This is a genomic window from Bacteriovorax sp. BAL6_X (assembly GCF_000443995.1).
Lineage (GTDB): Bacteria > Bdellovibrionota > Bacteriovoracia > Bacteriovoracales > Bacteriovoracaceae > Halobacteriovorax_A.
Genome location: NZ_AUMC01000003.1, coordinates 603,790 through 627,139 on the forward strand (window position 1 = coordinate 603,790; position 23,350 = coordinate 627,139).

The following is a 23,350-nucleotide window of genomic DNA, read 5'->3' on the forward strand; positions in this document are numbered from 1 at the left end:
GGCACTTTCAATGACTTAGAAGTCAAATTTTAATAAAATTCACCAAATCTATTCAAAAGTGGGATCCATACAGCTTGAAAATGACGTTTTGATGCTAAAAATGCAGATATCGCACGAAAAAATACTCATTTTGATTATCTCGGCTTTCTAAGTATCTGAAAGTGCTAAAAGTATCGACGTACCAAATACAATATTTACTTTCCACGTACAATTGGTTGGGCCTGAACCTTAAAAGCCTTTCCATGCTCCATTGCAACTTGTCCGCTAACAATTGTATAAGTCGGCGTTCCTTGAACTTCCATTCCATTAAATGGAGTCCATCCAACTTTCGATGCCTGATCTTCATTTTTAATTGTGAATTTTTTATTCATATCAAGGATTGTGAGGTCTCCGTCCAAACCTTCTTTAATAAAACCTTTATTGAGTTTGAAAAGACTCGCTGGATTTTCTGCAAGGTAAGTTACGATATCAGAAAGATTTAAGCGGCCTGCTTCAACGTGAGTTAGCATCACTGGCAGCATCGTTTGGACTCCTGGCATACCTGAAGGAGATGCTGGGTACGGTTGATCCTTTTCTTCTAAAGTGTGAGGAGCGTGATCACTACCAAAGACATCGATGACACCATTTTTTAGTCCTTCCCAAAGTCCATCTGTATGATCCTTGGTACGGATTGGTGGATTCATCTGAGCAAGAGTTCCAAGCTTGTCATAGATATCTGGAGCAAAGAGAGTCAGGTGTTGAGGTGTGACCTCTATTGTACAATGTTCTTTTTGGTCTTTTAAAAATTCAATTTCATCTTTTGTTGTAAGGTGAAGGATGTGAACCTTTCGTCCTGCTTTTTTTGCAACTTCGATAATCATCTTTGTTGATTCAAGGGCCGTCTGGGCATCACGCCATTTATAGTGAGCGTGAACGTCACCATTGGCATTGTCACGAATGGCAACATTGGCGTGAAGTCTTTCTTCACTTTCACTGTGAACTGAAATATGACAATCAAGAGTTTTAAAGATCTCAACTAATTTATCTGTATCATAGAGAAGAAGATCCCCTGTAGAGCTTCCTAGAAAGATTTTTACTCCAGAACAGCCAACCATATCTTGAGACTTTATAAGTTCATCTAAATTCTTTCCACTTGCTCCAATGAAGAAGCCAAAGTTGGCGTAAGATGTTTCTTTGGCGATATCAACTTTAACTTGAGTTGCCTCAACACTTGTTGTTGCAGGCTTGGTATTTGGCATCTCAAAGAAGGTGCAAATTCCACCAAGAACAGCAGCTTTTGAGCCATGGGCTATATCTTCTTTATGAGTGAGACCTGGCTCTCTAAAATGAACTTGTGAGTCGATAAGCCCAGGTAGGATATCGAGTCCTTGTGCGTCAATTACTCTAGTCGCATTTGAGAGCTCATCTTCATTAAATTTAGCTAATTTTACTATCTTACCGTCTTTAATCCCGATATCTTCTTGCCAGCTTTTTTGTGAAGAGTGTAGAGTGCCGTTTTTGATGATGAGGTCGAATTTCATGACAGTTTTCCCTTTTTCGGTTATTCTATCTGCATAAAAAAATAGAGGAGTTGATAGTGTCACTAGTAGTTTACAATACTTTAACAAAGAAGAAAGAAACTTTTACGCCGTTAGAAGAAGGCAAAGTTAAGCTTTATCTTTGTGGGCCAACAGTTTATGGGCCACTCCATATTGGAAACTTTAGAGGGCCGATCTTTTTCAACTTCGCAAGAAACTGGATGGAGCATATCGGATACGATGTTAACTTCGTTTATAACTATACTGATGTTGATGACAAGATCATTAATAAGGCCAATGAGGAAGGTGTTGATTCACTTGAAATTTCAGAGCGCTATATAAAATACTTTCAAGAAGACTTTGGACGTCTAGGGCTTCGTCCTCATACACATAATCCAAAAGTAACAGATTATATCCCTCAAATCATTGAGTACGTTCAAGGCATTATTGATAATGGTATGGCCTATGTTGTTGACGGAGAAGTTTTCTACGAGACAACAAAGCTTGATTCATATGGAGAGTTATCGGGCGTAAATCTAGACGAATTAAATTCGGGAGAGCGAGTCGAAGTCGACGAGCGAAAGAAAGACCCAAAGGACTTCGTTCTTTGGAAGCCTGCTAAACCAGGTGAGCCGTCATGGGATTCACCATGGGGGAAAGGTCGCCCAGGTTGGCATATTGAATGTTCGGCCATGATTAAATCAATTCTTGGAAAATCAATTGATATTCACGGTGGTGGTATTGATTTAATCTTCCCACATCATGAAAACGAAATTGCTCAAGGTGTAGGATGTAATTCATGTAAGTACGTAAATTATTGGATGCATAATAACTTCATCAATATGAGTGGTGAGAAGATGAGTAAGTCCCTTGGGAATATCATCACAGCTCGCGCATTCATGGATGAGTATCACCCAGAAGTTTTAAAATACATTATGCTTTCAACTCACTATCGTTCGATGCTTGATGTAACAGATGAAAAAATTGATCAGGCCTTTAGTGGAGCGATTAGAGTTTATCGCGCTCTTCAAGTGGCAAAGCATGTTGCGACTTTTACAACTAATGAAAGTGCAAAAGTTAATAAGAAACTTGCAGAAGATCTAAAGCGTCTGGATGCTAAAATTCTAAAAGCATGTAATGATGATTTTAATACAAGTGAGATGATGTCGGCTATCTATGAAGCAGTTAAGACATTTAATGCTCTTAATCTTGAAAAGAAAGCAAAGGATGTGAACTCGGCACCTACAGCTATCGCATTTGGCAAATGGATTGCTAAGTATGGAAAGATGAGTGCTCTATTTGCTATGGATCCAGAGCAATTCTTAAATGAGATTAAAGAAGTTCAAATCAGAAGAAAGGGAATTGCACTTGATAAAGTGGAAGAGCTTCTTGCAAAGCGTGCGGATGCTCGTGCTGCAAAAGACTGGGACGCTGCTGATGCTGCCCGCGATGAATTAAACGCTCTCGGGATTGATTTCCAAGAAAGTGGTGATGAGGTTACTTGGTCAGTACGTGTCTAATGGCCGAACACCAATTGTAATTGTTTCTTAAAAGACCTTAATATCCTCTCCTTGTGGTAATTTTATTTAAATACACGACTAACACGAGGAGAGATTCTTATGAAAAATCTAGTGATTTCAATATCTTTAGTGCTTTTATCATCAAGTTCGATGGCCCAGATTAACTCAAAGCAATTTGTGGACTGCTTTGTTAAGGCCACAAATGAAGTAATTGCTGACCTTCATGTAAATGGTTCTAAGAGTAAGAAGAAGAGGCTTTGTAACGAGCTTTCGCAAGAGATGATTGATCGCCTTATCGAAAAATTCACAGTGATTGAAGGTGGGGAACTTAAGTATTACTCGGCAGATAGTATGGGTAAAGAGCGTATGATTGATATTTATGACTATATTAAAGATGATATGAGTTGCTATGGAGATGCTGTCGAAGGACAGGGAGGATCTTTATTTGGTGCACTTGCTAATTCATTTTCTTATAATAAGAATTTAAAATTAACCGATATGGCCCTTGATAAAATGGCCGGTCAAGATCTATGGGATAAGGCATTTAGCCCAAGTATCTACAGAAACTTGAATGATTTAGATTTATCATACTGCAAGTAAGCTTAAGCTTTACTTGGCACAAATAGAGGAAGCAAATACAATACTAGAATGAATCGATTTATCCTACTATTGAGCTTCCTCTTTTGTTTTCAATCTTTTGCAAAACAAGTTAATACTGCCCTAGTCGTTAGTGGTGGTGTCTCCCTTGGTTCTTATGAGGGTGGATTTCTAAGTTACCTAACTGAATTTGAAAAATTAAATTATCAAGCACAACGTACTCCGCAAATTTACGCAGGAGCATCTGCTGGTAGTATAAATGCTCTTATTACTTTTCTTGAAGCTGGGAGAGCTAGTGGGGGAGAGTATATCGTTAAGGATTCGCTATTTTGGCGACTTTGGGTTCCACTAGGAATTGATCGATTGGCCGATTATAAACAAATGTCCATGACAAATTTCTTATCTAAGAAACCTATTCAAGCAATGTATCAAGATGCTCGTAATATTTGGAATGAAGGATTACGAGCTGATATCGATATTGTTTTTGGAGTAACTCTTACTCAGAAGAAGCCTGAAATTATTGAAGTTTATAAAGGTGGAAGAAAGTTTCCTCAAATGTTAAATGAGGCCATCTTTCGTATTCGTGGACGTGGACAAGGGAAAGCTCCCATTATTGAAAATTATCCAATAGCGACAAACTCTACGAGACAAATTTACTTACCATTTACTAAGAATCAAAATGAAAATTTATCAAAACTTCTACAAGTTATTGAAGCATCTGGTGCCTTCCCTTTGGCCTTCAAGCCTGTCGATATAGAGTATTGTAAGTATAAAGACTTTAAAAGAAAAAAGTCTTGTCCAAAGAAATCGATTAAGAAGAGAACTTTTATCGATGGTGGTATGTTTAATAATATCCCACTAACCATTGTAAATAAGGTATCAAAACACAAAGTCGCCAAGGATAATTTACTTCTAATCATTGATCCAAGTGATGAGCACTTACTTTATGAAACACGAGAATTTCAGGGGAATGGCAAAGAAGTTGCAAAGTATGTTCTTGATATTTTTGACAGCTTCATTGGGACGGCCCGTTCTCGTGAGACTATCGCTTTTTATGAGTCACCGAGTTTCTCTAATTCGATGAGCTCCACAGTCTCTCTACCGTTGGCCTCTTCTCCTATGTATGCTTTCTTTGGATTTTTTGAAGAAGACTTTAGACGTTTCGATTTTTTAATTGGTTATGCTGATTCTAAAAAATTCACGAGTGACTATATTAAGAAGAATCACTTTGGACGAAGTTTTAAGATGCCTTCTCATATTCAGTTTGACCAAGATGAAACGTGTATTGTGAATATCGTTGAATCAAAGGACTTTGATCACATTTGTCTTAATAAACTGAATAAGAATTTAAAAACAATTCTTAGGGTTTCAGTCGCGAAGGTTATTGAAAATTGTGAGCAAGGACTAGAGCTAAAACTATGTAATAGGAAAGAGTCGTTGAAGCAGAGTCGTTTATTTGAAGGCCGTTATGAAGAATTTAAATTCAAAGAAAATGAAAATGTTACACAATACACTTTAAGAAAACTTAAGGATGAGCGCTTCCTTTTTAACGAGCTACATAAAACAGAAAAGCGGATTAATCGAAGTGATGCTCCTTATTTAGTGATAAACAAATTACATACTGCAATCGAGTCATATACTGACAAGCTAAGTAGCACTGAAAAATTTGTTGCTAAACTTGGTTCGAAAGCCTACCTCGACTCCATTTTTTATATTCCCTACGATTCTTACCTTTCTATTGATTTGGGAACACTTACAGAAATTTCATACTCTCGCGCTTTTGATGACTACTCTCGTGAGATAAAGAGTTGGCGCTGGAGTGTTGGCTTTATGTTAAATTCGGTAATGGACTTTCAAGAATCTAAGGATGATGACAATGTGTTTATCCCCAATATCGGAATCGAAAAAACGATGTTGAGTTGGTCAGATGAAGGTTTACAAGTTTCATTAGGGCTACGTGGCGGTTATATGTTTTCAAGCGCTGATAAATACGGTTCATCTTATTGTGAGACGGCCCGTGCAAACTTTAAGGCCTGCTCTGGAATTTACGGCCAGTTCTATCCACTTTTTACGATTTATGAAAAAGTAAGAATTAAGCCATTCGTACACTATATTCAGGCGAAAGAGAATAAAGAATTTGGAACAGGTCTTGAGCTAGGGCTTAACCTTTAGTCACAGGCTTATAAAGAACTAAGATAAGTCCAACAATAATAAGTGGGATACTTAGTATTTGTCCCATATTAAGTGCCATGCCTTGTTCAAATGCAACTTGGTTTTCTTTAAAGAATTCCACAAAAAAGCGCCAAGAGAATCCTCCAATAAAAATGATTCCTAGGAAGCGCCCAGATTGCCACTTATTGTGATACTTTGAATAGAGGTAGTAAACAAGTCCGGAAATGGCAAAGAAGCCAAGTGCTTCATAGAGCTGAGTTGGGTGGCGAGCAATATTATCTGCGCGAACAAATTTAAATGCCCATGGAAGATTTGTTGGATGTCCAAAGATCTCAGAATTCATGAGGTTTCCAAGTCTAATAAATCCACCGGTCATAAGGGCCGGCGCCGCAACGAGATCAAGAAGCCACATTAGAGGAACATCTTTAACTCTTTTTTTGAAGGCATAAATTGAAGCGATAACACCAAGGAAGCCTCCGTGGCTTGCTAGTCCACCTTTCCATACATAGAGAATCTCTAGTGGATTATTTAAATAATAACCTGGCTCATAAAAGAGACAGTGACCTAGACGAGCGCCTACGACGCAGCCAACGATCATATAATTTAAAAGTGAGCTAACTTCGTCTGTTGTAAAGTTTTTTTCTTTGATAAGGTAGCGGCGACAATAGCGCTCACCAATAAAGAAACCAACGATAAACATTAGTGAGTAATAACGAACAGCAATCGGTCCGATTCTAAATATTTCTGGATCAACATTCCATGTAATCATATACTTATTGTATGATGATAGTGTAGGTTTTACACTTACTTTTTATTTTTAATTCTTATGCAAGACGTTAATACACTAAACGCTAAACATTATTGCCAAGTAGCAGTTGATTATCCAAAACTTCCAAGTGTCCTAACATATAAGACACTTGGTGAGGAAATTCCTGTTGGTACCCTCGTGGAAGTCCCTCTCGGCCGAAGAAAGGCCAAGGGTGTTGTTGTGCCATTTACGATCTCACAAAAAGAATTAGAAGAGACGATTTCTAAGTATAAGCTTAGGCCAATAAATGAAGTTCTTGCTCCAGAGTTTTCTTTATCTGAAAGTGAGATGAAGCTTTATGATTGGATGTCTCGTTACTATCACTATAATCTTGGACGACTTGCTTGGGATTGCTTACCTAAAATCTTAAAACGGCCACGTGAAGTCGAAACTCAATTTGGAGATAATCAAGACTTTGAGCATGAATTATCTCCGCTACAAAAACCTATTTATGAAAGTATCAATGCAAAGCTTGATCTTGGTTTTGATCGCTTTCTCGTTCATGGTGTGACCGGATCTGGTAAAACTTTAATCTATCTTCACTTGATTAAGAATGTGTTAAAGAAAGGAAAAAGTGTTCTTTTCTTGCTTCCTGAAATTAATTTAACGCCTCAATTTATGGAGACGTTTAAAAAATACTTAGACTGTCCTATTCTTCCTTACCATTCTGGAGTAACACCTTCTCACAAAAATGCAATTTGGAAATTTCTAAAGAAATCAGACCGGCCAGTGTTGTTAATGGGAGTACGTTCAAGTGTATTTCTACCAGTTGAAAATCTCGGTCTTGTTATTGTTGATGAGGAGCACGATAGTTCATTTAAACAAACAGATCGTTGTCCATATAATGGGCGTGATGTGGCAATTAAGAAAGCACAGCTTTTTAATGCTCCAGTTGTTCTTGGAAGTGCAACACCTTCTCTTGAAAATTATTATACTTTTTCAAAACTTAAGCCGGAGAATTACTTCTCTCTTGAAAAAAGAGTTGCAGGAAGTTTTCCTGAAATTGAACTATTGGATTCTCGCTCACACGGAGCAAAGAAAGATATGGATGCATTATCAATTTGGCCTTTTGAAAAGAGGTCAATTGATATGATTAGTGAGGCCATAGATAGAAAGGAGCAAGTACTTGTCTTTGTTAATCGTCTTGGTTTCTCTAACTATCTTCAATGTCGTAGTTGTGGTTATAAATTTGAAGACCCCAATACAGGTGTTCCACTAAGATATTTTAAAAATAAAAATATACTCTCAAGTTCTCATTCAGATTATCAAATTCCGCGACCTGAGATTTGTCCTGAATGTGGAAATATGAATCTTCTGCAAAAAGGCTTTGGTACAGAAAGACTGCAAGAGGTCTTACAAGATTTTTTTCCGACTAAGAAAATTGAGAGGTTTGATCGCGATGAGATCACAAATCTTGATAAACTTGAAGATAAGCTTACGCGCTTTCATAAAGGTGAAATTGATATTTTTGTTGGAACCCAAATGCTCTCTAAAGGTCACAACTTCAAGAAGGTTAATCTCGTTTTGATATTGGGAACAGATTCAATGTTAAACTTCCCTGATTTTAGGGCCATGGAAAAAGCTTACCAGATGATTGTGCAAATCCTTGGACGGGCCGGACGCTATTCAAATCACGCTAAGGTTGCTATTCAAACGATGCTTCCTGATAATACAATGTTTGACTTTATCAAGTCACATAGCTTCTCTGGCTTTTATGATTTTGAATTAACGACGCGAGAATTCGGTCTTTTTCCTCCGTTTACAAAGATGGCCAATATTCATGTTTCAGGTAGAAATCGTGATAAGATTATTGCCAATCTCTCAAGTGAGATTCATAAGCTACGTGCTCTCATGGACCAACTTGGTATTGATGGCCAGGTTTGGGGCCCTACTCCTGCTATGATTGAAAGGCGTGCGAATATGTTCACGTGGAGTATGTCTTTGATGTGTAAGAATGGGGGAGAGCTCAATAAGGTCTTGCAGATTTTTCGCGCCCAAAATAAGATCGACTATTCTTTTTCGGTGAAAATTGATGTGGATCCAATAGATACTTAATTTATGGTTACAAAAATATTAACTAGTTTCGTCTTTATTATTGCACCACTTTGTTATTCTCCTGGGCCAGCAAATGTAACTTTGGCCGGACTTGGTGGCACTTATAGCTTTAAGAAAACACTGCCTTTTATCCTTGGACTTTGGTTTTCGACAATTTCCGGTCTTTTGATTTGTCTCTATGGTGCGACTGATTTCATCATGAAGCATGAGAAGATAATGGCATACTTACCAATCTTTGGTGCTTTATACCTTTTCTATATGGCCTACAAGAGTCTTAGGAGTGTGAAGAAAGTAAAGGTTAATACCGAAGAAGAAAACTCGAAAGGTCCATCCTTTTTGGAGGGAGTAATTTTTCAGGCCCTCAATCCTAAGTTCTTAGTTTTCACAATCAGTGTTTACTCACCTTTTTTAAATGAAGGAAAGCTCTTTCTTACTCTTTTTAGTGCAGTCCTATTTTTTGGCGGGGCCAGTGCTCATTTACTGTGGTTCTTTATGGGCAATCGCTTGGCGCATATTCTTGGTGGTAAGAAGGCCCAATTCTTCTTTAGTTTTTTACTCGTTGCAGTAGGGCTATGGATGATCTCAACTACTTTTTAACATACTGATATTACAAAAGTTTCTAGTTTAGATTTATAACTTGGAAATTTATTTTATTTATAAAATGCTTGCTAAATCTAAATAACGCAAGTAGATATAGGGCATGGACAAAACACCTGCTCGCTTTTCATTTATTATTCCAATCGTTATGGGGGTCGTGCTTACTTCAAGCTTTTTTGTCTTAGGGATTGCTGCTTATCGTATCCATAGTAATCAAGAAAAAGTGCGTTTTGAAAACGATCGAGAAATTATCTCAAGACAAATCGTCGACTCTTTAAAGCTTCCAATTTGGAATCTAAATAAAGAGTATATTCAAAAAATCTCAAATGTTTTTGTAAACTCTAGTGATCAAACTGTTACATCAATTACTGTAAAAGATGAGGGGAGTAATCTTTTAAGTCATATCTCGCTTGTAGAAGCAGCGGCCCCTAAATTTGTTAATCCTGAAGTTAGTATCGAACGATTTGATGTATTATATGAAGGTAGAATGATAGGTAGTGTTGAGATTATATTCTCAAATCGTTTAAATGCTATTTATGTCCATAATATAATGAAGATGATTGTAATGTGGTTTCTTTCCGGTTTAATCTTATCTTTGATTGTTACTTCAATTGCATATTATTACTTTTTCTTTAATCCTTTAAAACACTTTGTAAATCGAATTAGCCTTATAACGAGTGGGGACTTTCGACCTATCCGAGAAAAGTTTGCACTTAATGAATTATCTTTTTTTGCAAAGACTTTAAATAAGACTCTAAAAGAAATTATTCTTAGAGATGAGAAGCTAAAGAACTACAATGTGGAACTTGAAGCTACAGTTAGTAAACGCACACAAGAGCTATATGAACAAAGAGAGAGAAGTCATGAATCTGAAAGACTTGCGGCCCTAGGGCAAATGGCCGCAGGTATTGCTCATGAAATTAATAATCCTTTATTTGTTATTCTAGGTAATCTTAATCGTCTGAAAAAGTGTGTTAGTGGGGATAAGTGTGAATACGTCCTTGAAAAAGTAGAAGTCGCAGCAGATCGAATCACTGAAATTGTAAAAAGTATGTCGACCATGTCAAGAGATGGACAGAAAGACTTAAAAACAGTCATTCGATGCGAGGAACTCGAGTCAATTGTCTTAGCTATTTGTAAAGGGCGTTTGGCCGAAAAAGAAATTGGCCTAAGTTTTCATTATGACAAGAGTTCGCAAGGAAACCTTATTTATGCAAATAAAACACAGATTAGTCAGGTTCTTGTAAACTTAATCAATAATTCTATTGATGCAGTTGAAGACCTTATTGAGCGCCATATAAAAGTTGAAATTAAACAAGATTTTGAAAATCTATATATTGAAGTTATCGATAGTGGAAAAGGGATAGACCCTCGTATTGAAAGTCGAATCATGGAACCTTTTTATACAACAAAAGATGTCAATAAGGGAACTGGCCTGGGGCTGAGCCTATCCTATGAAATGATGTTAAATAATGATGGCTATTTAAAATATGATCCAAAAGCAGAGAATACAAAATTTATTATCTCTCTACCAAGATATAGTGGAGGTATGAGTGAACTCCTTCATTAAGTTTCTAATTGCTTTCTCCTTTTCAATTTCTATTTTTGCGATAAAAGATATTCTCGTCGGAGCCTATCATTTCCCACCTTTTTACATAAAAAAACATGGGGCACAAAGTGGAGTTTTATTTGAAATAATTGAAGAACTTAATAAAGTTCAAAATAAGTACCGTTTTAAAATTATCGAAACATCTGCCAGGCGTCGCTATCGAGACTTTACATCAAATCAGTTTGATATGATTCTCTTTGAAAGCCCTAAGTGGGGCTGGAGAGAGCGTCATATTGATTATGTGATGACTCCTCCTTTCTCATTTGGTGGTGAAAAAGTTATTGCGTTGAAAGAAGGTCGAAATCAGACTTACCTAAAGCAGCTAGAGAAGAAAACGATTTTGTTATTTGATGGTTACCATTATGGTTTTCTCGATTATAAAATAAATAAAAAATTTGATGCTAAGATAATTTATACTAACTCTCATGAGGGTAATATTCTCAGCCTACTTAAAGGTAGAGGTGATATTGCCATTGTTACGGAATCATATTTAAATATTTTCTTTGAAAAAAATAGTGAAGTTAGGGAAAAACTCATTATCTCTGAGCATTATGATCAAAAATATGATCACCGTGTCCTTCTAACAAAATCTTCAAGAATCTCTAAAGATATGGTGATGAGCCTTTTAAGACAAATAAAAGATAGGTCTTGTTGTCGTAAATTATTTAAATTTTAATTTAATTCATACATTAGCAACTCACTAAAGCGCTCTTTCGAGCGTCTCCATGCTTTAGCATCTTTACGAAGTTGTTCATTCTTTAGGGAGTTTTCCCCCATAAGTAATTTACGTTTTTTTGGACTATTGATCATAATACAAAATGTTACGGGGTCTGCTTCAAAGCTTCTTCCACAAATATTGTAGACATAGTCAAGGCTTCCTGTTTTATAACGATACTTTTCAAAACCTGATTTTGTTAAGTACTTCCTGTGAAGAGAGCCACTATGACCAGTAATTGAAAGTAGGTTTATAAAGTAGTGATTACCAAATTTCTTATATGCATTTTTGCTAATAAAATTTACGACGTCCTGTGCTCGCATTTCAATGTCAACACTTAGACCAGAGCTATTAGTAATATCTCCCTTAACTGGTAGTTTTAAATCCTTAACCATTTTTTGGGCAGCATCTTTCAGGTTATCTTTCTTAGTGGCTTTTAAAACTAAGGTTTCGATAAAGAGATTATTTGAGTACTCAAGAGAGAGCTTCACCATATCCAAAGATGTAACAGAGTAGATTGAATTTAATATTTTTGACTTAGTAAATTTATCTTCAAAAGCAATACCGTTTGTTTCTATTCCCGCCGTCTTAAGGTGATTGTGGAAGTAATGGGCATTAAATAGAAGCGAATTTCTCAAAGGAACTTCTAGAAAGTAATTATCTGTTTTTGAATAGATCCATTCTTCTTTTTTACTATTGTTAAGATGACGAAAACCTTCTCCTGGACCTAGTTTCTCAGTCGCTTTGGTTACACTGAGGCCATCGTGAATTGGAAAAAACTCTTTATTGTCACGGCCAATAGACTTGAAGCGATTAAAGTTAATATTTAGGCCTGAAATACTTTGGTTATAAGGCTGATCGTCAAGGCCAACATTTCCGATGCGACTTAAATTGACAAAGTTATTGATGATAACGAGTCTTCCTTGAATCTTTTTTATACCCGCCGCTTTCACGGCGTCAATAAGATCAAAAACTTGGGCCGTAAGCAAGTAGGGATCACCTGAAGTACTTAGGATAAGATCGCCTTTGAGTACTCCATTTGTGATGTGGCCACGAGTAGCGATTGTCGTTTTAAAACGGTAGTCTGTTCCTAGTTTATCGAGGATATAGAAGGCTGAGAAAATTTTGAAAATAGATGCGGGAATGAATGTATTCTTTGTATCAAATGATCTTGACTTGCCGCTATCCCATTCTAAAAAATAGCTTAATTCGTCACCTTTATCTAAAAATTCTTTCTTTAATTTATCAACTGAGTTTGTAGCAATAGCAGCTAGAGAAAATATAAATAGAACCAAGTACTTCATTTATGTCCATCCTTATGACTGTAGTCTGGAGTTACGGGATCATATCCACCCTTGGCCCATGGGTGACAACTAAGAATGCGTTTAGTCGTTTTCCAAAAAGCGATATGCAAAGGCAATTTACTGAAGGCCTCTATGCCATATTGAGAGCATGTTGGCGTATAGCGACAATTAGACCCGAGAAATGGGGAGATTGCCAGTTGGTAAAAGCGGATTAATTTGACGAAAACGTATCTCATTACGCGTTATTTTAGCATTTTCATGGATAATTTGCTAAATTTTTGTGGTTCAAATTAATAGGAAAGAAGATGTTAAAACAAGAAAGAGCAAACTATATTGTTGAGGCGCTTGAGAAGCTTTATCCAGAAACTCCAACGCCCCTAGATCATACGAATGAGTTCACACTGCTAATTGCTGTTCTATTGTCAGCACAGTGTACTGATGAACGAGTTAACCAAGTAACACCGGCCCTTTTTACAAAGGCCGACAATGCACGTGATATGATGAAATTAACACAAGAAGAGATCAAGGAAATCATTAAGCCTTGTGGACTTTCTCCTCGAAAATCGAAGGCGATTTATGATCTTTCTCGCATACTTGTTAATGAACATGAGGGAGAGGTTCCTGCAAGCTTTGAGGAGCTTGAGAAGCTTCCTGGGGTTGGGCATAAAACTGCTTCTGTTGTTATGGCACAGGCCTTTGATGTTCCAGCGTTTCCAGTTGATACTCATATTCATAGACTTGCTCAGCGTTGGGGCCTAACTAAGGGCAAGAACGTTGATCAGACAGAGGCTGACTGTAAAAAGCTATTTCCAAGAGACCTTTGGAACAAACTTCATTTGCAAATCATCTTCTATGGACGCGAGTATTGTAAGGCAAGATCATGTTTTGGACTTGAATGTCCAATTTGCCGCCATGTTTATCCAAACCGTAAATCAAAAGTTGAGACTAAAAAATGAGAGTTACACGAATTAATGACTTCGATATTTTATTACAAGAGGGGAGCACTAAAAAATCTATTATTGTTCTCCATGGCTATGGGGCAAGCTTTCAAGACTTAGCACCTCTTTATCAGTATCTTGATCCTAAGGATGAATTCAATTGGTACTTTGTTGATGGACCAATGAAAGTCGATATTGGTATGGGGATGAAGGGAAGCGCATGGTTTCCAATTGATATGGTAGGACTTCAGCAGGCATCAATGGAGGGTCGTATCGAGGATTTCTTCTCTCAAAGTGTTCCAGATGGGATTGAAGATATGCGTGAGCGACTTATTCATCTTATTAAGGAAATTAAGAAAAATAGTCATGAAGTGTACTTAGGGGGATTCTCTCAAGGATCAATGATGAGTCTTGCGATTGCTTATAAAGAACCAGAGTTGATTGAGCGTTTATTTCTTTTATCATCAACTCTATTTGATGAAGGGCATGTCGCGGAGAATACGAAACACATCAGGCATATTCCAATTTTTCAATCCCATGGAAGTGTAGACCCTGTTCTGCCATTTTTCTTGAGCGAGAAACTTAAGACTTATCTTGAGAAGGTTGATGAATATGAGTTTCATCCATTTCAAGGTGGGCATGAGATTCCAATGCCTGTGATTCAAAAGTTAAAAACATTCTTGGAGAAATAGAATTATGTTAAGCGGAAATATACGCAAGATGAAAACATCTCTTGAAGATGGTTTAGCTCATTATCACCTACCTTTAGGGGATGAGCTACTTTATATGAATGATCTTTTAGGAAAGAAAATCAAGCTAAGCTTTGATGGTCAGATTAACTCCGTTTATTCTGGAGAGTTAATTAAGAAGTCTTACTCTCAAGGCTACTCTTATAAGGAAATGATCACTCTTGCACAATGTGATACTTGTATTGTTAAGCCAGAGCTTTGCCACTATCACAAAGGAACTTGCCGTGAACCGAAGTGGGGAGAAGAGCATTGTATGATTCCACACTATGTGTACCTTGCGGTTTCTAGTCATGTAAAAGTGGGAATTACAAGACACACACAGATTCCTACTCGTTGGATCGATCAGGGCGCATCATATGCTCTACCAATTTTAGAAGTTCCAGATCGAAAGACTTCGGGGGAAATCGAAGTGGAGATTGCTAAGGCATTCTCAGATAAGACTAATTGGCGAAAGATGCTAATGAATGAAGTTGCAGATGAAGATCTCGAAATGCTACGAGATCAAATCTATGATGACTTTGCAGATATTATAGATAGCTTTGGCCTTGATGATATAGAAGAAGATATTACTCATATTGATTACCCTGTGATCGAATACCCAACTAAAGTTAAATCTATAGGCTTTGATAAGAATCCTGTCATTGAGGGGACTTTAATGGGAATTAAAGGTCAGTATTTAATTTTAGATACTGGATGTGTAAATATGAGAAAGCACGGTGGTTACTTTTTAAATGTCGAGCTCGACGTCTAATCCACATTCTTTTGCATGTACTAGAACCATGCTCTTTACTTCTCTAGTCGAAACAATATAGTCAAGTAAGGAGAATTTTTGAGCTAAAGGAAGTGCACAACCATTATCGCATTTTGCGTCGGAGGTAATGATATTTACGTTCTCAACTGGTTTTGTATTTTGGAAACTTGCGATCCACTTAAAGTGCTCAAGTATTTTATTAGAAATATTCTGAGTGATCTCAGGACGACTTTCTAAACTGAAAAGAAAACGACCTGTATCTTTTTGGCGGCCATTTACTAATATATGAATGACGCCTTTTTCTTTTAGATGTAGACTATTACTTAAACATTTTGGACAAAACATTACTTTTCCTTAAATTTAAGTATAATTATAAAAGCTAAATAAAAATTAATCAAAGGGTAAAATATGGAGCCAATTAAGAGAGCGATTCCTATGCGTGATGGTGTAAAGCTATACACTGAAGTGGTTGAGCACGGGGCAAAGTACTGGCTAATAGCGACTCATGGGATAGGGGAGCATTTAGGGCGACATAAATACCTGCAAGAAATTTTTGGCTTTGATGTTAATATCTTCCAATATGATCTACGTGGCCATGGACGAAGTGGTGGTGAGAAAGCTTATATCGACCCATTTGAGCAGTATATGCTAGACCTTGAGGACTGTCTTAAGTATTTAAGAGAGAATTATAAAATGGAAGACTATATTCTCTATGGCCACTCGATGGGGGCCCTTATTACATGTGGCTTTACACAAAATAATTTAAAAGAAGATTTTTACCCAAGAGCAATTATAGTCAATGCTCCACCTGTTGGTGTTGGTGGCCCATTTGCTGTTGCCGTTAATAAGGTTAAGGGGAATATTTTTAATAAATTAGCTTCTATAAAAATGTCGATACCGCTAGGTGGCCTTGTGGATTTAAATACTCTTTCTCATCGAAATAAGGTGATAGAGGAATTTAAAAATGATCCTTTTAATCTCCAAAAGCTGCACACAAAACTCCTATTAGAAATGGTTGCTTGCAGTAAGAGAGTTTTTTCAAAGCCAATTAATAGTAAAGTTGAAAAGCATATTTCTTATGGAACAGCAGACAAATTAATTAGTGTTCCCGAGCTTGAAAAGTATTTAGCAGAAATTGATACAAGTTTTGCAGTGACTAAAATTGAAGGTGCACGACACGAACAATACCAAGAAATTGAAAAGTATCGAACTCCATACTTTAACTACCTTAGGGATCTCGTTAAAAAAATAATATTTTAGTGATCGTTAACATAGTCGATAAAGTTCTTTATAACTTTATGTCCACCTTCATAAGCGTCCTTTAGTTCTTGCTCTGTTAAGTTCATTTCGATATGGCCTTCAACAAAGTCCTGAGATGCTTCAGGGTGACCTTGGAAGCTAAAGAAGGGAAGTGTTTCATGAGCAATTCCATCAAGAAAACAGTCATCAGATGTTGCAAGATGAATAAAGCCTCTTGGTAGCTCCTTGACTTCATAGTGGTGAGTGATGAAGAGACTGAACTCTTCGTCTTTTTTGAAACCAAATTTGTCAGTAAGCACTTTCGATTTTCTTATTCCTTCAAATAGTTGGTTATCTGGTTTTACCATGTCGACCTTTGAACCAAAAATATCCGCTATAAGCTGATGTCCAAAACAGATTCCCATAATTGGAATATTCTTTTCTAGTTTTTCTTTCATGCGTTTTGCTAGATCAACTTGCCAATCAAGTCTTTGATAAACATTTGAGTCTGAACCGAAGATGATATAGCCACTGGCATCTTCAATCTTATCGAGTGAACTACATCCAAATTGTGATACCCAGTGATATGTCGTAGGTATATTGAAGTTTTGAATCATTTGATTCATGCAGTTATATGATGGTTTTGCAATTGCGCAGTCGATTATTGCTATTGGCCTCTTCATGGGGAATCCTTAAAAACTGGTCAAAATAGTGTCAATTTGGAATGCTTAATTTATCAAAATTGTTAAAAAGCTAAAAGAGCTTTATCGTAAAAAGAAGTCGTGTTTAGTTGGTTTTGATAGAGCGAAACTTCCACAGGAATTTGGCACTTTTATATTAATTCTTCTAAGTATCAGTATTTTCTAAGTTTAAAGAATTAGAATTAGATAATATTTGGAAAATTTCTAAGTTGCTAAGAGTTCGTCAGTATCAAACGTGAATTCAATATCTTTCGATTATATAAAGAATCCACAAGAAAGACTCTTTGTTGACTTGGGCCAAAAGTCTAATTTTATATAAAATCTAATTAAAAACAGGTTAAAGTTAAGGCAAGATTTTACCGATAAATAAATTAAGATTAATTTGGGGGGATATCTTGTCAACTGCCAAGAAATTAGATCAAGACAATATTGAGAAGCCAGTTGCTTCTGCTGAAGTGCCGCAGGTTTCAAGTTCTAATGATGAAGGCCCATCTAATATTTTAGAGTTCTCAATTACTAAGCAGATTAAGGATGTTGATTTATCAAAGTTAGGAGAAAACTCTGAGGAGAGTACTAGTAGCTTGAACAATCTTGATCTTGCAGCAAAGCCGGTTGGTGAGATTACTCATACTCAAATTCTAAACCTTGCAAAGAGTTCAACTGAAGTGGACGTGCTTGAAGCACAAGTGAAGCTTATTGCTCTTTTTGTATCTGAGGCCAGATTGCTTGAGGGCGAGCTGAATAAGTATATTCACGCTATTCACAAACAAAGTCCACAATCAAAGAAGTATCTTCTTCAAATGAGAAAAGTGGTAAAAGACTTCTCTAATATTGAAAAGATTCTCGAGAAGGCCAGATCTGTAAAATAAGCCGAAAGTTAGCGACTAGCTATCTGAAGTAGCTTCTCTTCTTTTGATTTCTTAGAGTCTTTGTCTTTCTTTGACTCTTTTTCGTCTTTTTCAGGACCTTGGTCTTCAACTGGGATACTTTTTAGGATCTCTGTTGCAGATACATTCATGCTAAGTCCAAGACATGCGATAACGGCCATTGCTAGTACAAGTTTCATAAATTCCCTCACGTATATAATTACACTTAGAATAGAAAGGATTAGTGGCTTAGACAAAGAGAATCGGTTAGGGGTTGTAATTTTTTTAAATATGTAAGATTGAGGCAAGTTTCTTACCGTAGAATAGCTTTTGAAGAAGCAGGGTAAGATTGGGCGGTGCCAAACTTACCCTGAATATTTGTTATTTCTTAATAAATGTTTCTAGGAACTTCACTCTCGTTAATGCTGGAGGGTGAGAGTGGTAGAAAGAGCTATAAATTGGATCTGGAGTTAGAGTGCTCGCATTATCCTTGTACATCTTTACTAGTGCATTGATTAGCTCTTGTGGGTCTGAGTGAACCGAAGCAAACTCATCCGCCTCAAATTCGTACTTTCGTGATGCCCATGACGAAATAGGTGTAATAAAGAAAGTATAAATTCCGCTAACTAGAAGAAAGAGCGTTAGTGCTATATATGTCTGTGTCGTATGGACTCCATGCATTTCAAAGAACCATGATGTTTGCATTAGCTGTCCTAAAATAAATAGGCCAATAAAGCTAAAAACAAAGGCCTTGATCATCATCTTAAGGATATGCTTGCGCTTAAAGTGGCCTAGCTCGTGAGCAAGTACCGCCTCAACTTCCGAAGCACTTAATGTGTTAATTAGAGTGTCAAAGAAGACAATGCGCTTATTCTTTCCAAAGCCTGTGAAGTAAGCATTTCCATGGCCACTTCTACGTGAAGCATCCATCACAAATAGGCCTTTGCTTTCAAAATCAACACGCTTTAATAGGTCGAGAATGCGATCCTTAACTTCTCCTTCTTCAAGCTCTGTAAACTTATTGAAAATTGGAGCAATGAAAGTAGGGTAGATCCACATAAGTAGTAGTTGGAATGTACTTAGGAATGCCCAAGCATAGGCCCACCAGTATTGTCCTAGAGATTCCATGATCCAAAGGATTCCGTAAATAAGTGGGGTTCCAATTATAAGCCCTAAAAGCGAGCCTTTGATCATATCAGTAATGAAAGTTTTAAAAGTTGTTTTATTAAAGCCGTACTTTTCTTCGATAACGAAAGTCGTATAAAGAGATTCAGGAAGACCTAGGATTGAGTTAATAAAACTAAAGGCCAGAATGAAGATTGTTCCTGTAAAAAGTGGTGATAGCTCTAGAGCTAGGATGGACTTATTTAAAGCATCTAATCCTCCGCCAAGTGTCCAAATCACAAGAATGATATAGCCAATAAAATTGAAGAGTTGGCCCTTATTAAGTTTCTCCATTGTATAGCGAGCAGCTTTCTGGTGGTCTTCAAGAGTGATTTTATCTGCAAACTCTTCTGGAACTTTATTAAAATTCTTGCCTATATGCTTGATATTTCTCTTGTCTAGATAGGCTTCAACTAACCCTTTTATACATAAGACTGAAATAAATATTTTTGATGCCATCGTAAGATTGACCATATGCTTCCTTTTTTTAACTTCAATATTTGTTATGACCTTTATATCATGTCAAAAAAAAAGGTATTTGCCTATGAATGTTCATCAAATTTATACCGATTCACCTTTACGCAACTATAACTATATTGTCGAAATGGGCAATGCAGAAGTTGCTGTGGTTGATCCTATCTATCCTCAATTAATCAATGAGTGGCTAGTCGCTAATGAACGCCAACTTGCCGTGGTCTTGCTCTCGCATGGACACTATGATCATGTGGCGGGAGTTGATGCGTTAGTAAGTGAGCATGGTGCTCAAGTTTGGGGACATAAGGACAGCTTTAAAAATGTTGATCGTGTGCTTGTTGACGGAGAAAAGATTTCTACTTCTTTGGGAGAATTCGAAGTCATTGAAACTCCAGGTCATACGATGGATCACTTGTGCTTTTTATTCTTTGAATCAGGTAAGCAGGTTGAAATTATCACGATGGATACGATCTTTAATGCTGGAATCGGAAACTGTAAGAACGGTGGAAATCTTGAAGTATTCGTTGACACGATTCTTGCATTAAATGAAAGAGTCGAGGATCAAGTTGTTCTTTGGCCGGGACACGACTATATAATTAATAATTTAAATTTCACATTGGCCAATGATCCAGATAATGAAGCCGCTAGTAAATTACTTGAACGAGTACAATCAGAAGGTAGTATTGGATTTCAAACCAATTTTGAAACAGAGAGGGAAGTTAATCTCTTTTTGATGACGAAGAATAAAGAAAGAATTAAAGACTTAAGACATAAACGAGATAACTGGTAAATAAAAAACGATGAAAGGAGTTGATATGAGTTTTCCAAAAGTAGGAAATATGGCGCCAGCATTTACAATGCTTAATCAAGACGAGCAAAAAGTAAGCCTAAAGGATTTCAAAGGTGAGAAGAACGTTGTTCTTTATTTCTATCCTAAGGCCATGACGCCAGGGTGTACAACTCAAGCTTGTGGTATTCGTGACTATAAGAAGGAGTTTGCTAAGGCCGATACAGTAGTTTTAGGGGTATCTCCTGATGAACCAGCACGACTTGTTAAATTCATCGATAAGCAAAAACTAAATTTTGATCTTCTTTCAGATCCTGAGCATAAAATTATGGATAAGTATGGGGTTTGGGGACTTAAGAAATTCATGGGTAAAGAATACATGGGTGTTATTAGAACGACTTTTATTATTGGCAAAGACGGTCGTCTGAAATATGTAATGGATAAGGTGAAAACTAAGTCACACCATGATGACGTACTGAATTGGATTAAAGAGAATTTATAGTCCTTTCTTTAATTAATTAGCTGAGGAAGTTTATGAAGGCCCTAATTTTATTTTTACTATTTTCAACGACTTATGCAGCAACTTTAGAAGTGATGTCTTATAACGTTGAAAACCTATTTGACACACAAAAGGATGAAGGAAAGAACGACTGGGCTTACCTTCCAAAGAACACTAAGGGAAAGAAAGAAGCTTGTAAGAAAGTTTCTTCAAAGTATCGTCGTGATGAGTGTTTCTCGGCGGACTGGACTCAAGAGAAGTTAAATTTAAAACTATCGCAAATTAAAGATGTGGTTTTAAAAGAAAGAAAGAAGCTTCCTGACTTATTAGTTGTTTCTGAAATTGAAAATGAGAATGTTATCGGACAACTTGCAAAAGTTCTGGGTTATAAGAAATTTTATACTTCAAATTCACCAGACTACCGTGGAGTTGATCTTGCGGTACTTTTTAATGAAACAAAAGACTTTAAATACGTCTCAAAGAAAGAGCATGTTCTTAAAAGTGATTACCTAAAAAAGAGACCTTCTCGAAATATCTTTGAAGTGCAATTCAAACTAGGGAAGAATGACCTTTATGTTTTTGCTAATCACTGGCCAAGTTTAGGAAACCCTGACGAAGCAAGAGTAACTGCCGCAACGACTCTAAAGGCAAGAATTGACGAAATCATGAAAAAGAATACGAAGGCATCTGTACTTGCTGTAGGTGACTTCAATACAATTCCAGATTTAAAGAAAGCTGGTAATAAGCACCCAATGAGAGATGTTCTCTTAAAAGATGGATCAATTGTTGATGTCGAAAAAGTATTTAGATCTGAAAAGTCTAATTCAAAGAAAATAAGTTCAATGCCTCCTGGGACTTACTACTATGCAAGAAATTCTCAATGGAACCACCTAGACCGCGTCTTCGTTCCAAGAGTTATGCTAGGTGAGAAACATCCAGTTAGAATTGATTTAAAGTCATATCAGATCTATGCTCCAGATTTTATTCGTCAACCACAACCACAAAGTGTTTTTGATGAAGATGTTGAAGAGATGAGAAATCGTGGATTTAAGATTGAAACGAAGAAGGTGCAAACAGCTCCAAATCGTTATGATCACTTAGCTACTAAGAAGGCCAAGGCGGGATACTCTGATCACTTCCCACTTGTTTTCGAATTAAATTACTAAAAAAATATTGGCCCTTTAAAAAGAAAAGGGCCTTTTTTCTCTAATCAAGAACACTAAGAAAGTATAATCTAGTACATTCTCTAACAGGATAAAGTTCGTCCGTATTTTCTTTATAAAATTTCTTACACTTTGCCATAAAGTCTTTCGCGTAAGTATCGTTGTTCTTTTTTCCACGAAATTCAAAATGAAAACCTACATAGTCTGGTGCAACTACAGGGTGAATCGACATATCCCATTTTTCATTTTTACTTGGGTTGTACTCACTTGCATAAATAAGCTTTCCAGTTAAGTGACCAATTAATGCTCCAATGGCTACGTCACTTGCCCAGTGTGCACGATCATGAACACGGGACCAACCACCTATGGCCGCCGCAGTGTAAGCAAGTATAGGAATGTATGTAGATTGATCTTTGTAGTGTTCTGCAATGACTGTTGCAAAAGTAAATGCCGTAGTTGTGTGCCCAGATGGGAAGGAAACATTATCGTTATCCCAATTGAAGCCCGTAAAATCATTCTTATCTTCTGTTTTATTTGGTCTTACACGACTAAAAGTCATTTTTGCTGCTCTTGTTATTAGTCCTGAGAGAACTGTTGCCTTAAGAGCGACTTTAGAAACCCTTTTAATTTCGTCATTTTGAATAACAACACCTAGAGCGTAACCGGCAGCAGAAAGTTGAATAGGGTAACTTCCGGCTTTCTCTCCCCAAAAAGCAATCTCTTCAGAAACTTCTGTACGATTGTCTTGGGCAAATTGCATAAGTTCTTCATCGTTATTAAAGAGAAGAATTGCGGTACCTGCTGTTGCTCCAATTAGTGCAAGCTCATTATTGGTAAGGCCAATAGGAAGGGTTTGATAAGAAGGAGCAAAAGTATATTCCCCATAGCGGTTAATAATACCATCTTCTTCGTAACGAGGCCGCAGGACACTATCTTCACCCATACCAGGGCAGAAGCCATCTCTTAAGAAGTCTTCGACTAGACATTGCGCCTGTGCATTAATGACGAATACTAGGCATGCTATTATGCTTAGAAATCTACTTCCTTTCATGTGACCTACCTTAATAAAATTATGTTTATGCCATTATATCTTGATAGCTATATTCGTAATTAGATTTTGTTGTA

The 23,350-nt window shown here is 36.8% G+C and carries 24 protein-coding genes; 15 read left to right on the top strand and 9 right to left on the bottom strand.

What is annotated here, in order from left to right; all coding sequences use genetic code 11:
* Positions 1–194: 194 nt before the first annotated feature.
* A complete protein-coding gene (locus tag M902_RS03000; RefSeq protein WP_021266153.1) occupies positions 195–1,520 on the bottom strand; it encodes a dihydroorotase in 1,326 nt (441 codons plus the stop codon).
* Between the two features lie 56 nt (positions 1,521–1,576).
* Between M902_RS03000 and cysS the strand changes: the two genes are divergently transcribed.
* The 3 genes from cysS to M902_RS03015 all read left to right on the top strand — a co-directional run bounded on the left by cysS (position 1,577) and on the right by M902_RS03015 (position 5,806).
* Entirely contained in the window at positions 1,577–3,037 is a 1,461-nt protein-coding gene (gene cysS, locus M902_RS03005) for a cysteine--tRNA ligase (RefSeq protein WP_021266386.1), read from the top strand.
* A 99-nt stretch (positions 3,038–3,136) separates the two neighbouring features.
* The gene (locus M902_RS03010) at positions 3,137–3,637 is read left to right on the top strand and encodes a hypothetical protein (protein ID WP_021266215.1); all 501 of its coding nucleotides are present in this window, start codon (positions 3,137–3,139) and stop codon (positions 3,635–3,637) included.
* 48 nt (positions 3,638–3,685) lie between these two features.
* Positions 3,686–5,806, top strand: coding sequence for a patatin-like phospholipase family protein (locus tag M902_RS03015; RefSeq protein ID WP_021265718.1), 2,121 nt, complete (start codon positions 3,686–3,688; stop codon positions 5,804–5,806).
* On the opposite strand, the gene lgt is transcribed toward M902_RS03015, so the two are convergent.
* On the bottom strand, positions 5,796–6,575 hold the full coding sequence (gene lgt, locus M902_RS03020; RefSeq protein WP_021265906.1) for a prolipoprotein diacylglyceryl transferase: 780 nt from the start codon (positions 6,573–6,575) through the stop codon (positions 5,796–5,798). The two genes, M902_RS03015 and lgt, sit on opposite strands and share 11 nt — an antisense overlap.
* Before the next feature lie 57 nt (positions 6,576–6,632).
* Between lgt and priA the strand changes: the two genes are divergently transcribed.
* The 4 genes from priA to M902_RS03040 all read left to right on the top strand — a co-directional run bounded on the left by priA (position 6,633) and on the right by M902_RS03040 (position 11,551).
* A complete protein-coding gene (priA, locus tag M902_RS03025; protein WP_021266099.1) occupies positions 6,633–8,669 on the top strand; it encodes a primosomal protein N' in 2,037 nt (678 codons plus the stop codon).
* Between the two features lie 3 nt (positions 8,670–8,672).
* Entirely contained in the window at positions 8,673–9,266 is a 594-nt protein-coding gene (locus M902_RS03030; RefSeq protein ID WP_021266033.1) for a LysE family translocator, read from the top strand.
* A 103-nt stretch (positions 9,267–9,369) separates the two neighbouring features.
* On the top strand, positions 9,370–10,836 hold the full coding sequence (locus M902_RS03035) for a sensor histidine kinase (protein ID WP_021266257.1): 1,467 nt from the start codon (positions 9,370–9,372) through the stop codon (positions 10,834–10,836).
* Positions 10,820–11,551: an ABC transporter substrate-binding protein gene (locus M902_RS03040; protein WP_021266119.1), complete on the top strand. Its 732-nt coding sequence runs from the start codon at positions 10,820–10,822 to the stop codon at positions 11,549–11,551. Before M902_RS03035 ends, M902_RS03040 begins: the two co-directional genes overlap by 17 nt.
* Here the strand turns inward: M902_RS03040 and M902_RS03045 are convergent.
* Together M902_RS03045 and yidD are read right to left on the bottom strand one after the other, a co-directional pair.
* Positions 11,548–12,894: a D-alanyl-D-alanine carboxypeptidase gene (locus M902_RS03045; protein WP_021266353.1), complete on the bottom strand. Its 1,347-nt coding sequence runs from the start codon at positions 12,892–12,894 to the stop codon at positions 11,548–11,550. The two genes, M902_RS03040 and M902_RS03045, sit on opposite strands and share 4 nt — an antisense overlap.
* Positions 12,891–13,130 (bottom strand): membrane protein insertion efficiency factor YidD, encoded by a 240-nt coding sequence (yidD, locus tag M902_RS16295; protein WP_084710427.1) that lies wholly within the window; start codon positions 13,128–13,130, stop codon positions 12,891–12,893. The genes M902_RS03045 and yidD overlap by 4 nt, the downstream gene beginning before the upstream one ends.
* Positions 13,131–13,199: 69 nt before the next feature.
* On the opposite strand from yidD, the gene nth reads away from it, so the two are divergent.
* Genes nth through M902_RS03065 form a run of 3 tightly spaced genes read left to right on the top strand, consistent with a single transcriptional unit; the run spans position 13,200 to position 15,332 of the window.
* Positions 13,200–13,850 (top strand): endonuclease III, encoded by a 651-nt coding sequence (gene nth, locus M902_RS03055; protein ID WP_021265802.1) that lies wholly within the window; start codon positions 13,200–13,202, stop codon positions 13,848–13,850.
* Complete coding sequence (locus tag M902_RS03060) at positions 13,847–14,524, top strand: alpha/beta hydrolase (protein WP_021265905.1); 678 nt, start codon at positions 13,847–13,849, stop codon at positions 14,522–14,524. The genes nth and M902_RS03060 overlap by 4 nt, the downstream gene beginning before the upstream one ends.
* Positions 14,525–14,528: 4 nt before the next feature.
* Positions 14,529–15,332 (top strand): DUF2797 domain-containing protein, encoded by an 804-nt coding sequence (locus M902_RS03065; protein WP_021265871.1) that lies wholly within the window; start codon positions 14,529–14,531, stop codon positions 15,330–15,332.
* Here M902_RS03065 and M902_RS03070 read toward each other — a convergent pair.
* Positions 15,309–15,677: a hypothetical protein gene (locus tag M902_RS03070; RefSeq protein ID WP_021265728.1), complete on the bottom strand. Its 369-nt coding sequence runs from the start codon at positions 15,675–15,677 to the stop codon at positions 15,309–15,311. The two genes, M902_RS03065 and M902_RS03070, sit on opposite strands and share 24 nt — an antisense overlap.
* A 63-nt stretch (positions 15,678–15,740) precedes the next feature.
* On the opposite strand from M902_RS03070, the gene M902_RS03075 reads away from it, so the two are divergent.
* Positions 15,741–16,592 carry an alpha/beta fold hydrolase gene (locus M902_RS03075; RefSeq protein WP_021266516.1) on the top strand — a complete coding sequence of 284 codons (852 nt, stop codon included), beginning with the start codon at positions 15,741–15,743 and terminating at the stop codon, positions 16,590–16,592.
* Here M902_RS03075 and M902_RS15680 read toward each other — a convergent pair.
* Positions 16,589–17,254, bottom strand: coding sequence for a type 1 glutamine amidotransferase (locus tag M902_RS15680; RefSeq protein WP_021266366.1), 666 nt, complete (start codon positions 17,252–17,254; stop codon positions 16,589–16,591). The two genes, M902_RS03075 and M902_RS15680, sit on opposite strands and share 4 nt — an antisense overlap.
* A 413-nt stretch (positions 17,255–17,667) precedes the next feature.
* On the opposite strand from M902_RS15680, the gene M902_RS03085 reads away from it, so the two are divergent.
* Positions 17,668–18,141 carry a hypothetical protein gene (locus M902_RS03085; RefSeq protein ID WP_021266172.1) on the top strand — a complete coding sequence of 158 codons (474 nt, stop codon included), beginning with the start codon at positions 17,668–17,670 and terminating at the stop codon, positions 18,139–18,141.
* 8 nt (positions 18,142–18,149) lie between these two features.
* Here M902_RS03085 and M902_RS03090 read toward each other — a convergent pair whose 3' ends face one another.
* On the bottom strand, positions 18,150–18,338 hold the full coding sequence (locus M902_RS03090; protein ID WP_021266057.1) for a hypothetical protein: 189 nt from the start codon (positions 18,336–18,338) through the stop codon (positions 18,150–18,152).
* Positions 18,339–18,519: 181 nt separating this feature from the next.
* Entirely contained in the window at positions 18,520–19,776 is a 1,257-nt protein-coding gene (locus M902_RS03095) for a M48 family metallopeptidase (protein WP_021265999.1), read from the bottom strand.
* Positions 19,777–19,846: 70 nt separating this feature from the next.
* On the opposite strand from M902_RS03095, the gene M902_RS03100 reads away from it, so the two are divergent.
* The 3 genes from M902_RS03100 to M902_RS03110 are packed head-to-tail and all read left to right on the top strand — an operon-like array spanning position 19,847 to position 22,228.
* Positions 19,847–20,566, top strand: a complete 720-nt coding sequence (locus M902_RS03100; protein ID WP_021265889.1) for an MBL fold metallo-hydrolase — start codon at positions 19,847–19,849, stop codon at positions 20,564–20,566.
* A 25-nt stretch (positions 20,567–20,591) separates the two neighbouring features.
* Positions 20,592–21,065, top strand: a complete 474-nt coding sequence (gene bcp, locus M902_RS03105) for a thioredoxin-dependent thiol peroxidase (protein ID WP_021266377.1) — start codon at positions 20,592–20,594, stop codon at positions 21,063–21,065.
* 32 nt (positions 21,066–21,097) lie between these two features.
* Positions 21,098–22,228, top strand: coding sequence for an endonuclease/exonuclease/phosphatase (locus M902_RS03110; RefSeq protein WP_021265881.1), 1,131 nt, complete (start codon positions 21,098–21,100; stop codon positions 22,226–22,228).
* 40 nt (positions 22,229–22,268) lie between these two features.
* Here M902_RS03110 and M902_RS03115 read toward each other — a convergent pair whose 3' ends face one another.
* Positions 22,269–23,276, bottom strand: a complete 1,008-nt coding sequence (locus M902_RS03115) for a phosphatase PAP2 family protein (RefSeq protein ID WP_021265870.1) — start codon at positions 23,274–23,276, stop codon at positions 22,269–22,271.
* Positions 23,277–23,350 lie beyond the last annotated feature (74 nt).

Bases quoted from the DNA above. Each gene is read 5' to 3' on its own strand.
- M902_RS03070 (WP_021265728.1), bottom strand. From the start codon at position 15,677: ATGTTTTGTCCAAAATGTTTAAGTAATAGTCTACATCTAAAAGAAAAA.
- M902_RS03060 (WP_021265905.1), top strand. From the start codon at position 13,847: ATGAGAGTTACACGAATTAATGACTTCGATATTTTATTACAAGAGGGG.
- bcp (WP_021266377.1), top strand. From the start codon at position 20,592: ATGAGTTTTCCAAAAGTAGGAAATATGGCGCCAGCATTTACAATGCTT.
- M902_RS03090 (WP_021266057.1), bottom strand. From the start codon at position 18,338: ATGAAACTTGTACTAGCAATGGCCGTTATCGCATGTCTTGGACTTAGC.
- M902_RS03110 (WP_021265881.1), top strand. From the start codon at position 21,098: ATGAAGGCCCTAATTTTATTTTTACTATTTTCAACGACTTATGCAGCA.
- M902_RS03075 (WP_021266516.1), top strand. From the start codon at position 15,741: ATGGAGCCAATTAAGAGAGCGATTCCTATGCGTGATGGTGTAAAGCTA.
- priA (WP_021266099.1), top strand. From the start codon at position 6,633: ATGCAAGACGTTAATACACTAAACGCTAAACATTATTGCCAAGTAGCA.
- M902_RS03095 (WP_021265999.1), bottom strand. From the start codon at position 19,776: ATGGTCAATCTTACGATGGCATCAAAAATATTTATTTCAGTCTTATGT.
- M902_RS03010 (WP_021266215.1), top strand. From the start codon at position 3,137: ATGAAAAATCTAGTGATTTCAATATCTTTAGTGCTTTTATCATCAAGT.
- M902_RS03065 (WP_021265871.1), top strand. From the start codon at position 14,529: ATGTTAAGCGGAAATATACGCAAGATGAAAACATCTCTTGAAGATGGT.
- M902_RS03035 (WP_021266257.1), top strand. From the start codon at position 9,370: ATGGACAAAACACCTGCTCGCTTTTCATTTATTATTCCAATCGTTATG.
- M902_RS15680 (WP_021266366.1), bottom strand. From the start codon at position 17,254: ATGAAGAGGCCAATAGCAATAATCGACTGCGCAATTGCAAAACCATCA.
- M902_RS03015 (WP_021265718.1), top strand. From the start codon at position 3,686: ATGAATCGATTTATCCTACTATTGAGCTTCCTCTTTTGTTTTCAATCT.
- M902_RS03100 (WP_021265889.1), top strand. From the start codon at position 19,847: ATGAATGTTCATCAAATTTATACCGATTCACCTTTACGCAACTATAAC.
- nth (WP_021265802.1), top strand. From the start codon at position 13,200: ATGTTAAAACAAGAAAGAGCAAACTATATTGTTGAGGCGCTTGAGAAG.
- yidD (WP_084710427.1), bottom strand. From the start codon at position 13,130: ATGAGATACGTTTTCGTCAAATTAATCCGCTTTTACCAACTGGCAATC.
- M902_RS03045 (WP_021266353.1), bottom strand. From the start codon at position 12,894: ATGAAGTACTTGGTTCTATTTATATTTTCTCTAGCTGCTATTGCTACA.
- M902_RS03000 (WP_021266153.1), bottom strand. From the start codon at position 1,520: ATGAAATTCGACCTCATCATCAAAAACGGCACTCTACACTCTTCACAA.
- lgt (WP_021265906.1), bottom strand. From the start codon at position 6,575: ATGATTACATGGAATGTTGATCCAGAAATATTTAGAATCGGACCGATT.
- M902_RS03030 (WP_021266033.1), top strand. From the start codon at position 8,673: ATGGTTACAAAAATATTAACTAGTTTCGTCTTTATTATTGCACCACTT.
- M902_RS03115 (WP_021265870.1), bottom strand. From the start codon at position 23,276: ATGAAAGGAAGTAGATTTCTAAGCATAATAGCATGCCTAGTATTCGTC.